The organism is Burkholderia territorii (genome assembly GCF_001718335.1).
Taxonomy (GTDB): domain Bacteria; phylum Pseudomonadota; class Gammaproteobacteria; order Burkholderiales; family Burkholderiaceae; genus Burkholderia; species Burkholderia territorii.
In genome coordinates, this window is sequence record NZ_CP013366.1 from 407,601 (window position 1) to 422,932 (window position 15,332).

The 15,332-nt window shown below is 61.7% G+C and carries 12 protein-coding genes and 1 pseudogene; 7 read left to right on the forward strand and 6 right to left on the reverse strand.

Going from position 1 to position 15,332, the window contains the following annotated elements:
- Window positions 1-48: 48 nt before the first annotated feature.
- Together WS51_RS12675 and WS51_RS12680 are read right to left on the reverse strand one after the other, a co-directional pair.
- On the reverse strand, window positions 49-336 hold the full coding sequence (locus WS51_RS12675; RefSeq protein WP_069229268.1) for a hypothetical protein: 288 nt from the start codon (window positions 334-336) through the stop codon (window positions 49-51).
- Window positions 333-602, reverse strand: coding sequence for a hypothetical protein (locus WS51_RS12680; RefSeq protein ID WP_155773595.1), 270 nt, complete (start codon window positions 600-602; stop codon window positions 333-335). The genes WS51_RS12675 and WS51_RS12680 overlap by 4 nt, the downstream gene beginning before the upstream one ends.
- Before the next feature lie 350 nt (window positions 603-952).
- On the opposite strand from WS51_RS12680, the gene WS51_RS12685 reads away from it, so the two are divergent.
- Window positions 953-1,216 carry a hypothetical protein gene (locus tag WS51_RS12685; RefSeq protein WP_069229270.1) on the forward strand — a complete coding sequence of 88 codons (264 nt, stop codon included), beginning with the start codon at window positions 953-955 and terminating at the stop codon, window positions 1,214-1,216.
- Between the two features lie 518 nt (window positions 1,217-1,734).
- Window positions 1,735-1,938, forward strand: a complete 204-nt coding sequence (locus tag WS51_RS12690) for a hypothetical protein (RefSeq protein WP_069229271.1) — start codon at window positions 1,735-1,737, stop codon at window positions 1,936-1,938.
- Between the two features lie 81 nt (window positions 1,939-2,019).
- Here the strand turns inward: WS51_RS12690 and WS51_RS12695 are convergent, their stop codons facing one another.
- Entirely contained in the window at window positions 2,020-2,820 is an 801-nt protein-coding gene (locus WS51_RS12695) for a transporter substrate-binding domain-containing protein (protein ID WP_014722334.1), read from the reverse strand.
- A 357-nt stretch (window positions 2,821-3,177) separates the two neighbouring features.
- Between WS51_RS12695 and WS51_RS12700 the strand changes: the two genes are divergently transcribed.
- From WS51_RS12700 to WS51_RS30920, 3 genes are read left to right on the forward strand one after another with little or no spacing between them, the layout of a single operon-like run.
- Window positions 3,178-6,357, forward strand: a complete 3,180-nt coding sequence (locus tag WS51_RS12700) for a type VI secretion system Vgr family protein (RefSeq protein WP_069229272.1) — start codon at window positions 3,178-3,180, stop codon at window positions 6,355-6,357.
- 53 nt (window positions 6,358-6,410) lie between these two features.
- Window positions 6,411-10,955 carry an RHS repeat-associated core domain-containing protein gene (locus WS51_RS12705; protein WP_167357979.1) on the forward strand — a complete coding sequence of 1,515 codons (4,545 nt, stop codon included), beginning with the start codon at window positions 6,411-6,413 and terminating at the stop codon, window positions 10,953-10,955.
- Window positions 10,956-10,964: 9 nt separating this feature from the next.
- Entirely contained in the window at window positions 10,965-11,468 is a 504-nt protein-coding gene (locus tag WS51_RS30920; RefSeq protein ID WP_081060115.1) for a DUF4265 domain-containing protein, read from the forward strand.
- 640 nt (window positions 11,469-12,108) lie between these two features.
- Here WS51_RS30920 and WS51_RS32095 read toward each other — a convergent pair.
- Window positions 12,109-12,206, reverse strand: a pseudogene (locus WS51_RS32095) (DotU family type IV/VI secretion system protein); the annotation flags it as partial.
- 47 nt (window positions 12,207-12,253) lie between these two features.
- Here WS51_RS32095 and WS51_RS12710 point away from each other — a divergent pair.
- A complete protein-coding gene (locus WS51_RS12710) occupies window positions 12,254-12,586 on the forward strand; it encodes a hypothetical protein (protein ID WP_230938209.1) in 333 nt (110 codons plus the stop codon).
- Window positions 12,587-12,791: 205 nt separating this feature from the next.
- Complete coding sequence (locus WS51_RS12715; RefSeq protein WP_059771502.1) at window positions 12,792-13,100, forward strand: DUF7716 domain-containing protein; 309 nt, start codon at window positions 12,792-12,794, stop codon at window positions 13,098-13,100.
- Between the two features lie 89 nt (window positions 13,101-13,189).
- On the opposite strand, the gene icmH is transcribed toward WS51_RS12715, so the two are convergent.
- Together icmH and tssK are read right to left on the reverse strand one after the other, a co-directional pair.
- Window positions 13,190-13,972, reverse strand: a complete 783-nt coding sequence (gene icmH, locus WS51_RS12720) for a type IVB secretion system protein IcmH/DotU (protein WP_059449793.1) — start codon at window positions 13,970-13,972, stop codon at window positions 13,190-13,192.
- Window positions 13,969-15,315 (reverse strand): type VI secretion system baseplate subunit TssK, encoded by a 1,347-nt coding sequence (gene tssK, locus WS51_RS12725; RefSeq protein WP_059449792.1) that lies wholly within the window; start codon window positions 15,313-15,315, stop codon window positions 13,969-13,971. The genes icmH and tssK overlap by 4 nt, the downstream gene beginning before the upstream one ends.
- Window positions 15,316-15,332 lie beyond the last annotated feature (17 nt).

A 15,332-nucleotide genomic window follows, 5' to 3' on the forward strand; every position in this document is an offset into this window, starting at 1 on the left:
TGAGCAGCGGCGCAACGCTGTTGAGAGTCCCGTCTTGGCGGAATCGTTTCATGCGCTGTCCTTCTTCTTTTCTCCGCGAAGCCATGCCCAGAAGCTCTTTGCTATCCAGCCTTGCCGATCGGTCGGATCGACGCGCAAGATCAGGAGGCTTCCGTCAGGTTCGACCAGTGGTTTTAGACGGGCCTGCCACTTCGCCGCGTCGGACGTCGTTTTCACGACCCAGCAGGTGTCGGAATACTTGTACCAGTCGATGGAGAGGTTCATCTTCGCTTTGACTGTCTCTTCGGACACGCCTGACTTGGGCTGGATATAGATGTGATAGAGCTTTGCAGTCATTGATTGTCCCCGCCGTTTTCAAGGGCCTTCACTTCCTCGTCTGGTACGGAGGCGATCGCCGGATCGTCCAATGCGGCAGGAAGCGGCTCGGGCTGGACCTTCACGATTTCGGCTTCAGGTATCCGAGGATTTGCTTTACTCGCATGCACTATCTGCTCGTGAAGTACGAATTCGGCCCCCTCGAGTAGCGCAGCCTTGGGATTGCGGTCGGCGAAATCGATCAGCCGCCAAAGCATCACGAACGCCAGTAGAAAGGTCAGTCCCATAGCGCCACCGGCTATCCAAACGTTATGGACTGACCAGGCCATTATCGCCATTGCAATAGCTACGATTGAGACACTGAACGTCACTTTGCCCACGAGGCCGCCACGCAATGTGACTCGCGCTAGCCCCTCGATCGCATGGTCCAAGTTAAATGGAAGGTTCAAGGTCGTTCCCCGACGTCATGGTTTGGTTTTGTTGACGCGCAGTGTATCGCGGGCTGAACCGCGGGGATAGGCGTCGGTTCGCAGCGGACCGGCAACCAGGTACCTTGGCAACCGGGGTAAACCGCCACTTTCTCCTGCCCGATGTGCCCCCAACTGACTGATTCCACTACAACGCTACGAGGTAATCCATGGGCACCCTGTTCACCCCGCGCCAGCGCAAGCTGCAGACAGTCCAATTTAGAACCGTCGACAACTATCTGACCGAGGCGCGCAAGCTGGCCGAAAAGCATAAGGTGTCGGTAGCCGACGTGATCGCGGCAGGGACTCTGTTGGAGCAGGCGCGCCGCAATGATCTCGCGGTCGCGGGGGGCGACGTTCTGGACGAACAGCTCAAAGGGTTCGGTGCCTTGCTACAGGACTTGATCGAGAAAGTCCGCAAGCTGAAGTCGTGAGGACGGGTTTCCGTCGCGCCGGGTGCGGTTCGTACACGTTTCCAATACATCAAGCGAGTCCGCCAGATAAGGCTGAGACGTCCGCATAACGTACCAATTTGGAAACGCGAAATTTCCCTAACCCGTTGTAACGTTTGAATATTTCAAGTGCTTTGTAATCATCAGGTGGCGGGTTCGAGTCCTGCAGCCGGCACCATATCCGAAAAGGGGTTACGGAATTTTCCGTAACCCCTTTTTCCATTCCCGGCAGCCCGCATCCTGCTGCGTGGCCAACGCCTTCGATACCCCGTTTTCTTGTCACGCCCGCGTCACGCGGCGCCCCTAACGTTGCAATTCCCGTCGCGGCAGCATCCTCGCGACCGGGGTTATGGCAGCATGCGACGCCGTGCCCGCGTCGCGTTGCGGCCAATCGGGATCTCGCTCCCGACACCCAATCGGCTTACGCCGCACACCATTCCATCCGAAAACACGATCGACGCCGATCACACCGGATCGCGGACGATCAGGAGACAAGGACCATGCTGAGTCCGCACGAATTTTCGATGCTGCTGCGGGTTGCCCGCGCACCGGACAGTGTCGACCCGTCGAATCCGGCGTTCGCCGTGCTCGTTGAAAAGCGGCTGGTCGACGATACGCAGGTACGCGTGAATGCGGTGGCGGCGTGCCCGGCGCTTACGCCGATCGGCCAGATGCTGCTTGCGCGCTTCGACGAAGCGGCCTGAGGAAGGGGAAGCGCAATGCAGATAGGCGTCACGCCCTCGCCGCAGCGAATGACGTGACGCAATACGAGCGCGGCGAACCGCTTACTGCGCGACCGGCACCGTCACATCGCTGCCGAACCAGTGCATCGAGATCTTCTTCAGCGTGCCTTCTTTGCGCAGCGAATCGAGCGCATCGTTGATCGCCTTCTCGAACTTCGGATTGCCCTTGCGGAACGGGATCGCCATCTCCTGCTTGCCGCCGTTGAGCACCGCGCCCGAGCGCAGCGGCAGGTTCGACGTCTTGATCATGTACGGCAGCATCAGACGATCGTCGAGCGTCGCTTCGATCCGGCCCGCGGCGAGGTCGCGCAGCTTTTCCGGTGCGCCGGGATACGTCTGCACCTCGATGCCCGGCACGCTGCGGGCCATCTGGTCATAGTTGGTGCCGAGCGTCACGCCCAGCTTCTTGCCCTTGAAATCCTCCAGCGACTTGAAGTTGCGCGTGTCGTCCTTGCGCTGGATCAGCTGCGCGGCCGAGTAGGTGTACGGTTCGCTGAAGTCGAGCGCTTCCTTGCGCTGCGGCGTGATCGTGACCTGGTTGACGATCACGTCGAACTTGCCGGCCTGCAGCCCCGCGATGATCCCGCTCCATTCGGTCGGGACGAACTGCGTCTTCACACCGAGCTTGCCGGCAACCGCGTTGGCGACATCGACGTCGAAGCCCTCGAGCTGTCCCGACGTGCCGCGCGAGTTGAACGGCGGATACGTGCCTTCGAGACCGACGCGCAGCACGCCGGCCTTCTTCACCGAGTCGAGCAGGTCTTCAGCGTGCGCGGCGACGGCCGTGAAACCGAGGGCCGACGCGAGCAGCAGCCCCGACAGCAGGAACTTCGAACGTTTCATCGCAGATCTCCAGTGTTCAGTGTGGTAATCGAGCCGGGCACCGGTCGTGCCCCGGCTTGGCCGGAATACGGGCACGTAGACACTACTCGCAACCGGCTCGCGCCGGAAGTCGAATTGGCCCTGATTGCAATCGATGTCAGCGAGCCATGAGCGAGCAATTCAGTGCGACGTTACGGCGGATGCGTGTCGAACCCGCGTTCGAGCGGCTTCCCCGAACCGTTCGGAATATGCGACCAAAAACTCTTTTAAATCAGGTCATTTTTCTGAGTCGCGCAGTAATTTGTCTGTAAAATCGCGCGAGCGAAATCGCATAGCGCGCCATCCGAGGGCGCGTCAAAAGAAGAAAAGGCCGTAGCCATGAACATGCAGAACACTGTTGCCGCCTTGCGCGGCGGGTTGCTTCAGCAGGATCGGCTGTTGAAGCTCGATACGCCGTTGGGCGCCAATGTGCTGACCGTGCAGCGGGCCGTCGGCCGTTCGCGCATCGGGCGTGCGTACGAATTCACGCTCGACGTGCTGTCGACCGACAGCGATCTGGAACTGAAAAAGCTGATCGCGCAGCCCGTGACGTTGTGGATCCAGCAGGGCGATCGCAGCTACCGGCCGATCAACGGATACGTCCACACCGCGCGCCGCCTCGGCGCCGACGGCGGGCTCACGACCTATCAGCTCACGTTCGCCGATTTCCCCCATTTCCTGAAGTTTCGTCGCGACCAGCGCCTCTGGAACGACACGACCGTCGACCAGATCATCAGCGACGTGCTGAACCAGCATCCGCAGGCGCGCGGTCATTTCCGCTTCGCGCTGTCGCAGCCGCTGCCGAGCCGCTCATACACGCGCCAGCACGACACCGACTGGCATTTCGTGCATCGGCTGATGGAGAGCGAAGGGCTCTACAGCACATGGCAGCAGGCCGACGACGGCAAGTCGCACACGCTGGTGATCACTGACAACCTGCAGGCATTCGCGCCGTTGTCGCCGGAAACGGTGCGCTTCTATCGCGGCGGCGCGGCGAGCGAAGCCGACGGGTTCACGCAATGGTCGGGCTCGCGCACACTGCAGAGCGTGACGCGCACGACGCGCACGTTCGACTACAAGAACCCTTCGCAACCGTCGAATCCGAAGGGCACGACGCTGCCGACGATGGCCGGCCAGGGCGAATTGCCCGACCAGCTCGAGGTGTACGAGTACACCGGCGCGTACACGTATCTGGACCAGACGCGCGGCGACCATCTGACGAAGATCCGGATGGAGGAATGGGAATCGCAGGCCAAGCGCTTCCATGGCGCGGGCGCTGTGCGTGCGATCGACGCGGGCCGGCGCTTCACGCTGTCGGATCATCCCGAGCACGATCGCGATCCGGCCGACCAGCGCGAATTCGCGGCGATCGGCGTCGAATGGTGGATCGAAAACAACCTGCCCGTTGCAAGCAGCAGCGCGGATTTCCCGTACAGCCTGCGCGACGCGTTGATGCAGGCGCAGGAGGGCTACGGTGCCGACCCGGCGTTTCGCGTGCCGCACGACGACGGCTCGGTCGGCTTCTATCTGGTCGAAGTCGAGGCGCAGCGCGTGAGCGTGCCGTATCGCAGCCCGTTCGACCACGAGAAGCCGAAGATGCACCTCGAGACGGCGATCGTCGTCGGGCCGCAGGGCGAGGAAGTCTATACCGACGAGCTGAACCGGATTCGCGTGCAGTTCGTGTGGGATCGCCTGAACCCGGGCAACGAGAACGCGTCGTGCTGGGTGCGCGTCGTGCAGTCGGATACCGGCGCGGGCTACGGCGGCGTGCATGTGCCGCGCATCGGCGAGGAAGTGCTGATCGACTACGTCGGCGGCGATTGCGATCGGCCGCTCGCGGTCGGGCGCGTGTACAACGGTGCGAACCAGCCGCAGTGGCATAGCGACGGCATTCTCTCCGGCTACCGGTCGAAGGAGTATTCGGGCAGCGGCTACAACCACCTCGTGATGGACGACGCAACCGGGCAGAACCGCGTGCAGCTGATGAGCAGCAGCGCGAATAGCCTGTTGCATCTCGGTTACCTCATCGACCAGAACGGCAATGCGCGCGGGTCGTATCTCGGCAGCGGCTTCGATCTGCGCTCGGATGCGTATGGCGCGGTGCGGGCGAGCCAGGGCCTGTACGTGACCACCCATCCGAAGGCGCCGAACAGCCAGCCGCTGGACGTGAAGGAAGCGCAGCAACAGCTCGTGACGGGTGAGAGTCTCGTCGAGGCGATGTCGGGCGTGAGCGAGCAGCATCAGGCGGAAAGCCTGAAGGATGCGCAGGACTCGATGCGCGCGTTCACCGACGCGACGCAGGACAGCGCGTCAGGCAACGCATCCGGCGGGCGCACGGCCGGTGGCGGCACGGGCAGCGCGAATGCGTTCAAGGAACCGGTGATGCTGTTCGGCAGCCCGTCGGGGATCGGGATGTCGACGCAGCAATCGCTGCACATGGTCGCGAACGATCACGTGAACGTTGCGAGCGGACAGAGCGTGCACGTCGCGACGGGCAAGTCGCTGATCGGCAGCATCGGTCAGAAGCTGAGCCTGTTCGTGCAGAACGCGGGGATGAAGCTGTTCGCGGGCAAGGGCAAGGTCGAGATCCAGGCGCAGTCGGACAACGTCGAGGTGACCGCGCAGAAGTCGGTGAAGGTTGTGTCCGCAACCGATCGGATCGAGATCGCGGCCGATCAGGGGATTCTGCTGACGAGCGGCGGCGGCTATATCCGCATCAAGGACGGCAACATCGAGATTCATACGCCGGGCGCGGTGGATGTAAAGGGCGCGTCGCATACGTTCGCGGGGCCGGCGAGCATGGGGTATCCGTTGCCGAGCCCGCGGCCGGATCAGCCGGGGCAGTTGGAGCTGTTTCACAAGTACGTGAATGGCGAGGCGGTGAAGGGCGGGCTGTTCACGGTGAGAGACGTGAACGGCGCCGTGCTGAAAAAAGGCGCGCTCGACAGCAGCGGTCACACCGTCGTGAGCGGTTTGCCGCCGGGCGCGGTGCGCGTCGAATTCGGCAAGGACCCGCGCGAGTCGGATCAGCCGGCGAACTATTTCAAGCAGGCGAAGTGGCCAGCAGAGCCGGTCGCGCCGTCGCCGGAGGCGGCGCAGGCAGCGGCGAGCGGGCAGCTTGCCAGCCAGCTCCGGGGAATGGCGCCCGCTGCGACCACGGCGGCGTTGGGCCTCGTGAGCGGTGGCGGCGCCGGCGCGGCGCTCGGCGGTCTCGCGAGTTCCGCGTTGCCGGCTGCCGCGAGTGCGCTCGGTGGGGCAGGCGCCGTTTCCGCGCTGCAGACGGCTTCGAGCCTGGGCAGCGCTGCGAAGCAGGTGGCCGGGATGGTGCAGGCCGCACGGCAGGGCGGCCTTGCAGCGCTCGCCGCGCCGGCTGCGAATGCGGCGTCCGGTGCGCTGCAGGGTGCGTTGCCCGGCGTCGCGGGAATTGCGGGCAAGGGCACTGCGACGGTGGCGTCGGCGGCGGGTGCGACGGGCATGAAACTGCCGACGAGCGGGTTTGGCGGACCGCTGAAATCCTGAGAGGGCGGCTTGTCAGCCGTCTTGAAAAAAAAACGAATTGAACGAAGAACGACATGGCACAACAACTTCCGCCGGGCGCCGAGAAGGAACAGGCCGTTACCTGGCTCAGTGATGTTTCGCCGAAGGACGTGGCGGCGGTCGGCAACCGCTTCGACGCATGGTTGCGCCGCATCAGCGGCAATCACATCACGTTCGAGGATGTGAAGACGTTTGCCGGCGCGGTGCCGATCGTCGGCAACATCATGGCGATGGTCGACGCGCTCGGCGATATTGCCGAGATTGTCGAGAAGCGCGGCGGGCAGGTGCTCGACTACATGAGTCTCGCCATCAACCTGCTCGGCATCATTCCGCTTCCGCCGACGCTCGCACCGTTCCGTATGTCGGCGCGCCCGCTGCTCGCGCTCGTCCGTCACGAATTGCTGGCCACGCGCAACAACCTGGGTGCCGCGATCATCTCCGTGCTGGTCACGCACATCAATGCGACGTGCGCGACGGAGATCGAAGATTTTCTCAACAAGCTGAAGGCCGGCCTCGTCGAGCTGCTGGACGGCTGCGCGTCCAAATCCGAGGAGCTCATGCTCGCGCTGGCGACGGGCATGGACAAGGCGTTGCATGGGCAACTCTTTGACGCCAACGCGAATTTGAAGCGCCAGGAGCAGCTTGCGAAGAAGATGGCGGACAACCGGCCGTGGTATAGCCCGAGCCGTGTCGGCGACGGCATCCAGTTCGCATATGAAGGCACCAAGGCGCTCGGCAAGAAGGTGGTCAACAAGACGGCGGGCACGGTGGCGAAGCTCGCACCGGATGCGTGGCTCGAACCGTTTCGCGGCACGGTGACGTTCTTGCGGACCGAAGCGCCGAAGATCGCGACGTCGATCCGTGCGCTTGCCGGCAGCGAAGAAGGCAAGATGATGTGGCTCGTGTTGCAGTTGATCGAGGCCGTTGGGCGCGTCAAAGCACGCTCGAAGCTTCATGAGCAGAGTGCCGACGTCAAGGCGGCCGGGAAGAGCCAGGCGAAGAAGACGCGCGGTCAGGACGGGCTCGAGAAAACCGACGCGCAAGCACCGGCCGAAGGCGCGGGAAAGAGCAGGTGCAAGGCTTGCGGCGTCGGCGCGTCGCCGGCTTCCATCGATTTCGCGTTCGGCGACGAAACGTTCTCGCATGTGGATTTCGACCTGCCGGGCGCGCTGCCGCTCGTGTGGGGGCGGACTTATCGCTCCCGGTTGTCGGCCTATGACAATGGCGAACTGGGTGCGCGATGGATCACGCCTTATACGACACGCATCGACGTGAAGAACGGTCAGTGGATCTTTCGCGATGCCGAGGGGCGCAGCATCGATTATCCGGCACTCGCTGTCGGTGCTGTGCACGACGACCTATCGGAAAACCTGACGCTGTCGCGACTCGACGATACGTGGGTGACGGTCGCGTACGGCCACGATGAACTGCACGTGTACGAGCGCCGTGGAGATGCGTTCCGGTTCGCGATGCAAAAGGATCGCGCCGGCAACACGATTACGTGCGACTACGATGCGCTCGATCGGCTTGCGCGCTTGATCGACGCGAGCGGTAACGTGCTGGCGTTCGAGCATGACAAGCATGGTCGGATCGTGCTGATCGAGCATGTGCTGGAGGATGGCGCACGCCGCGCGCTGGCGAGCTACGAGTACGACGCGAACGGCGATCTCGTACGTGCAGTCGATCGCCACGGCAATGCGCGGACGTATCAATATCACCGCCACCTTGTGACGCGCTATACCGATCGTACCGGCCGCGGTATGACGCTCGAATGGGATGGCGCGGATGCCGAAGACAACGCGGATGCCAAATGCATACGCGAATACGCGGATGACGGCAGCCTCGATCTCCGGCTCGCATGGCATCCGAATATCCGTCTGACCTACGTGACCGACGCGCTCGGCCAGATGACGCGTTACTACTTCAATATCCACGGTTACGTGTACCGGATCATCCATCCGGACGGCAATCAGGAGTGGTTCCGTCGCGATGCGCATCACAATCTGGTTCTGCATATCCGTCAGGACGGCAGCATCGAGCGTCGGGATTACGACGCACGCGGCAATCTGGTTCAGCATGAACGCGCCGACGGCAGCATCGTCGAGATGGCATACGACGACAAGGATCAGATGATCCGGCTCGTCGACCCGAACGGGAACGTGTGGGAGCGCAAGTACGACGATGCCGGCAATCTCGTCGAAGAAATCGATCCGCTCGGGCACGCGACGAAGTACGGCTACAACGGCAAGGGTTTGCCGACGCAGATCACCGATGCGAAGGGCGGCTCGAAGGCCCTTGAATACAGCGACGCCGGGCAGCTCACGAGCTATACGGATTGCTCGGGCAAGAAGACCGAGTGGCGTTACGACGACATCGGTCGCTTGATCGAGAGCAAGGATGCGTCGGGCGGCATGGTCGCTTATCGTTACGGCCCGAACGGGCAGCTGACGGAGATTCGCTCGCCGGCCGGCGTCGAGCAGGTGCAATACGACGCTGAAGGCCGGTTGTTACGGCATACCGATCAACTGAACCGGTCGACGCGATACGGCTATGACGCCGTCGGCCGAATCGCGAGTCGCGCGGATGCGCTCGGGCAGACGCTCGCGTATCGGTATGACCGTCTCGGCCGCCTGAGTGCGCTCACCGACGCGAACTTTGCGACGTACCAGTTCCATTACGATCCGGCCGGGCGGCTGATCGAGGAAGTCGGCTTCGACGGCAAGTCGACGCGCTATCAGTACGACAAGGAGACCGGCAGCCTCGTTTCGGTAGATGAAGCCGGCTGCGTAACGGCGATCGACGTCGATGCGAACGGCCGGTTGATGAAGCGTGTTGCCGGGCAAAGCGAGGAACGGTTCGCCTACGACCCGAGTGGCAAGCTGATCGACGCGGTGAACCGTTACAGCCGCGTGCAGTTCTTCTTCGATCCGGTCGGCAACCTGGTGCGCGAACATCACGCGTACGATCTGTTTGGCGAGCGGCGCAGCTACGTCTGGCATCACGAGTACGACGAACTCGGCAACCGGCGAAGAACGGTGCGGCCGGACGGGCATGTGGTCGATTGGCTCATGTATGGCTCGGGGCATGTGCACGGGATGCTGCTCGATGGCGACGAGCGTGTGCAGTTTGAGCGCGACGATCTTCATCGCGAGACGGTGCGTGTGCTGTCGAGCAAGGTCGGGCAACGCACGCATTACGATCCGGCCGGGCGCGTGCTGCAGCAGACGATTCAACGAGCGACATCGCCGGCGCCGCTTGCCGAGCGGCGGTATCGCTATGACGCGGCGGGGCAGTTGTCGCGAATCGAGGACAGTCGCAAAGGCGGGATCGACTATCGATACGATCCGGTCGGGAGACTGATCGAGGCGATCAGCCCGGTCGCGAAGGAACGGTTTGCGTTCGATCCTGCGAGCAACATCATCGACCCGGTGCGGACCACGGAAACGCCGGCTTCGCGTCCGAGCCCGGTGCGGCCGGACAGCACGTTGCCGATTGAGGTGCCGAAGGTGCTCGGCAACCTGCTGAAGGCGTATGCGGGGATGCACTTCGAGTACGACGCGCGCGGGAATCTGGTGCGCAAGCGCACGCCGGCCGGCGAGCAGGAATACGAGTGGGACGAGTTCAATCGCTTGATGTCCGCGCGGGTTGCGGAGACGTCGCGGCAGAGCCGGGCGCGGTATTTCTATGATGCGTTCGGCCGGCGGATTGCCAAAGAGGTGGACGGCGAGCGCACGGTCTTCGGGTGGGACGGTGACACGCTGGCGTACGAGAGTGACGGCGAGCGCGGCACGCATTATCTGTACGAGCCGGGGACGTTCGTGCCGCTGGCGCAGTATGTGGCGGAGCCGGTCGAGGGAATCTCGACGCCGGAGTGGAAGAGTACCGACCGCTATGTGCCGGAAGAAGATCCGCTGCAGAAGCTGCCGGAGCGGCGCGGTGATGCGGCGGTGTTCTATTACCACTGCGATCAGATCGGTACGCCGCAGTTGCTGACGGACGATGACGGCGATGTCGTGTGGGAGGCGTCGTATAAGGCGTGGGGTGAAGCGCGCGACGTCATTGCGCGGGCGTCAAAGGCGGCGGGGATCGTGGCGAGGAATCCGTTGCGGTTTCAGGGGCAGCAGGTTGATGAGGAGACGGGGCTCGCTTATAACCGATATCGATATTACGATCCAGTAACCGGGCGATTCACTTCAGAGGATCCTATCGGACTTTATGGGGGTGTCAATGTTTATCAATACGCTCCGAATCCAGTCGAGTGGATTGATCCCCTTGGTTTGGCTCGTATTCCGAAATCCGTTAAGGATAAAGTTGCGAAAGAAAATCAAGAATTCTTCGGAAAAGGAACCTGTGAATGTTGCGGAGTCGAAGTCGTTCCAGGAAAGAAGAGTCAACGAGGGGTCACTCCACCAACAAATGAGCGTCAATTTGATCATATTGAACCGGACGTCCTGGGTGGAGCAAATGATGAGGCAAATACGCAGGTTCTGTGTCGCAAGTGTAATAGACGATTGTGGGATAGGGTAAAGGATAATTTCAAGAAACTTAATCGTTTGGGGCGTACGCCGTGTGACAATTGAGGGTGAAATATGCAAGATCTTAAGAAGGTGATTTTTCGATTGAAGAAGGACGAGGATGGATATCCTCAAATGGAGTATGAATCACTCTGGGGGATATTTTCTGGCGATTTGTCTTGTGTTATTGATAATGTGCCATATTACGTATGTGGTGTGAGCAAAGGGGACACGATAGCAGTAGAGGATGTCGATGGGGAACTGTTTGCAACTTCCGTGATTGCACGGGGAGGACATTCAACGCTGCGAGTTTTTGCCGAGGATCCCGACACCAAAGCATCAATCATTTCGGATCTGAAGTCGCTCGGAGCACAATGTTCCGTCACTCGGGGGCTTTCTCTCTTTGCGGTTGATATCCCTCCCGATGCCGATTTTGGGAAGATCGACGGTTTGCTCGTTTCGCAATCTGACGGCGAGTATGTTGCGTATGAAGATGCGTGCTTGCAACACGGCGGCGTTAGCGCCGACCGGGTACTTGAATGTGAGTCGCTCGCGTCAGTTCCTCTACGGCTGCATTGAGGATCAATGGATCTAATGTATCGGAAGACGTTGTGGGCACAATGCCATCAGCTATGGTTCAGGTTACGCGAATTGGTCTGCAGTATCTAGCTATCGTCGCGATGGTCGACGCGAACATCGGCGACGATACATGCGAATTTGAAAAAGCGCTGCTCGTGCGTGGAAGGCCGGCATGAATCAGTTCGCTATGCATGCTCTGGCGTTTTGTGGAGGCGGCATGCATGATGCAAGAATTCCCCGGCGAGCGATCCGAGCCGGTATTAGCCTGACGAGCAGAGATCTTGATTGCGATAGGGTACTTAGCGATGCGAGAGTTCAATTCGAGAGATCTGGATACTCTGGATTTCGATAGCGTCTGCGGCGCTTTGTGCTCGGGGAGGAGTGGAATTGTCCTCGAAAAAGTCGCTCGTCTACCGGAGGCTGACGTTTTATGTTGCAGGTATAAAGGCAGGAAGTTTAATGTGAAATTTGACTCGTCTTACGGAGTCTGCATTGAGGCGACGAGTGATTTTTCTGTTGATGAGCTTGAGGGCATTGCTAGAATTTTGGCCGGCTAGAAGTTGATGCAATCGGGCTCGCTTAAAAGATTTTTGAGCGAGTGCTAACTTGAGCCAAACCCGCCAGCATTGTTCGCGAACGGGGCTGTGAGCGCGAACGCCGCCCCGATCGCCCAAACCGGCACCTCGCGCTTCAACCGTGCGAGGTCTGATCCGGCAGCGGCCAATGCGGCTCAAACGCGCAGACGATCACTACGTGAAGACGCACGTGAGCGCGAGGGTAAGAAAATGATGCCGATCCCGAAAAATGAAACCGTCGTGATCGATATTGCGGGCAACAGGTGTGTTGTCCTTTCCGATGTGCCTGCGCACGTTTCGAAGTTGCAGACCGCTGGATTCCATAAACAGGGGGATCAGTGGATACGCCAAATTTCCGACGATGCGGACCGCCAGCATCTCGTGAGAATGCTGATGGAGCTCAACGCACTCTTTTTGGCCGGCCGAGACTGGAGTCCGCAGGAGCTCGTCGAGCATTACCGGGAAAACGGGGCAGTCACGGCGCCTTATCGTTCGGTATCGTGGGTGAAGCCCGACGAGTATCGGATTGTCGAGCATGGCTAGATGGCGGCCGGAGGCGGCCGCGCGCCATGCTTGGCTCGCGCCTTCCCGGTATCCTGGTGATGAGTCGAAGACGTGGCGAAGATAGCCGCCGGCCAACCTTATGCATGCGCTATTTGGCACAATCGCGGCTCGCTGACGCGGGCGCTACAACGCATGTGCGTCCACCAGCCCGTTACATTTCCCTTAGTTACCACCGCCTTACCCCATGTCGACTATCACCGCGACCGAAGTGTCGTTGAAACACGTTTTCGAACATCCCGGTGACTTCACCGGGCGGCTCTGCCTACCACCGACGCCATGGACGCCCGACACGAGCGGTGTCTTCTTCGAAGACGTGAAAGACGGCGCAGTATCGGATGCTGCAGTCCCGCCCGGCTGGCGCGTAACACTGAACAGCACGACGATCGAAGACATCGTCATCAACGCGCACGACCAGGTCGACGAACCGAGCATCGCGCAATTGTTCGACGCGTTCGTGTACTACGTCGAAAACGACGAGTTCATTCTGCTCTGACGGCTTATCCCGCACGCCACAGCAAAAAAGGACCGCCGGGCGGTCCCTTTCCACGAAGCAGCAGTAGCGTTAAAACGACTCCACGCCGCTCAAGGCAACGAAATCGTCAAATTCGCCGACTCCGGCCCGACCTTGATCACCTGCGAATAAGGCGCCAGCGCCTGCAGCGTCTTGTCCTTCAGATAAGTATTGAGCCCGAGATACCCGAGCAGGGCCACGAGCGCGAACACCGCGCCGATCGCCCAAACCGGCACCTCGCGCTTCAACCGGTGCGAGATCTGATCCGGCAGCGGCCAATGCGGCGCGAACGCCGCGCGCTTGCCCTTCATGTGCGCAATCTCGTCCCCCAGCCGTGCGGTGAGATACGCGAGCTTCTCCGGCCCCTCGAGCAGATACTTGCCCTGGAACCCGAGCAGCAGGCACATGTGAAACACCTCCAGCGACTGCAGCCGCGCCGCGCCCTGCGCGCGGCATTCCTCGAGATACTGGAAGAACTTCTCCCCCGCGAGCTGCTCGCCGAACAGCACGAGCTGCAGCGGCCGGCGCTCCCAGTCGGTGCGGATCTTGAATTGCGACGACAACACCATTTCATCGACCGCCGCGCAATACGCGAACTTCGCGCCATACACGTCCTCGGCCGGGATGTTCAGCTTCTTCGCGCCGCGCTCGAAGTCCGACAGGAATTCCTGGATCTTCGTGCTGAACTCGCTCGCGCTATCGGGCTCGCGGCCGTTCTTGAGCAGGAACAGCATGAAGAACCCGTCGTACAGCAGATCGAGCAGCGAACGAGCCTGGAACGCGGCGTCGGTCGACGCCGGGGTGTGCAACGGAGCCGGCGTGTTGTCGCCGAACAGGGAGGGCGCGTAGCTCATGATGTGACCGCGATCAGTTCGAATTTCAGGTCATTGATGCCAGTCGGCGCGTAGATCATCGCGGACTGGGCCTGCAGCATGCGCTCGTACAGCGCGCCGCGCGAATCGAGCTGGAAATAGCACGCACCGGGCCGCACCGGAATCGCGGGCGGCACCTGCGGCATGTACGACAGCCGCACGCCGGGCATGGCCGACAGCACGAGCTTGTCGACGTCATCCGGCGCGCCGACCTTGAAGCGTGCGGGCACGGCGTCGATGAGCTCGACGTTCGGCATGTCCGCCGATACGGCCAGGTAGAACTCGGTCTTGTCGTCGATCTTCCCCGAATCGAGGCGGCCCAGGTGGAACGACGGGCGCACCTCGTCGAGCGTGATCGCGAAGTAGCGCGTCGAGATCACGGTGTCGAGCAGCTCGCGCAGCATCAAATCGAGACGCGCGAAGCTCGGCCCCGGATCGTCGTGGCGATACACGGGCAGATCGGCGAGCGTATAGCCTTTCGAAAACGTCATCAGCTGGCCGGCGAGGCGCAGCAGTTCCTGGAACAGCCGCTCCGGATGCAGCGCCGCGTGCTGGTGCAGGTGCGCGAGCGTCGCGAACGCGGCGTTCGCCGTGTGCAGCAGCCAGAACGACGCGATGTCGCCCGAGCGGAATTCGATGATGTTCTTCGACGGCTCGCGGTGAAAGCCGTACAGCGCGTTGACCTTCGCCTGCAGCGCGTCGATGAGCTGGCGCAGCCGCTGATGCAGGATCGGCGACGCTTCGATCGCGAGGCACGGCGGCACGAAGCTGTCGTCGATCTCGAAGCCGGACGTCGCGGTGCGGCGCACGCGCACGAGCGGCACCGACAGCAGCTGGTCGCGCGGCTCGCTGTGCGCGATCAGCTTGACCTGCGTCTTGAGGAACGTGATGTCGGCTTCGGCGGCATCGGTGAAGTTGTCGGCGACGCTCGTCTGCTCGCTGACGAAACGCGTCATGAAGCCGGCGGCCGGATCGTCGCTGTAGTTGGTGCCGTTCTCGCGCAGCGGGTGCAGCGCGAGATAGAACACGAACTCATTGATCCCGTCGGGCAGCGTGTCGAGCGCGATCGGCGGCGGCAGGTCGTCGGCCTGCGGCGCGGCATACAGCGCACCGTCCGGAAACACGAGCGCGAGCTCGGCCACGCGCAGCACGTTGCTGCCGAGCGCATCGCGGTCGATGCGCACGGAGCGCACGCCCCAGTTGTACGGCTGGATCGCCTGGATGGACTCGAACAGGCGCGCCTCGTGGTAGGCGTCCTGCCGCTGGAAGTGTTGAGGCCGGAGGAACAGCCCTTCCCCCCACAGCACCTTGGCCGAATAACTCATGTCAAATCCGGTTAATG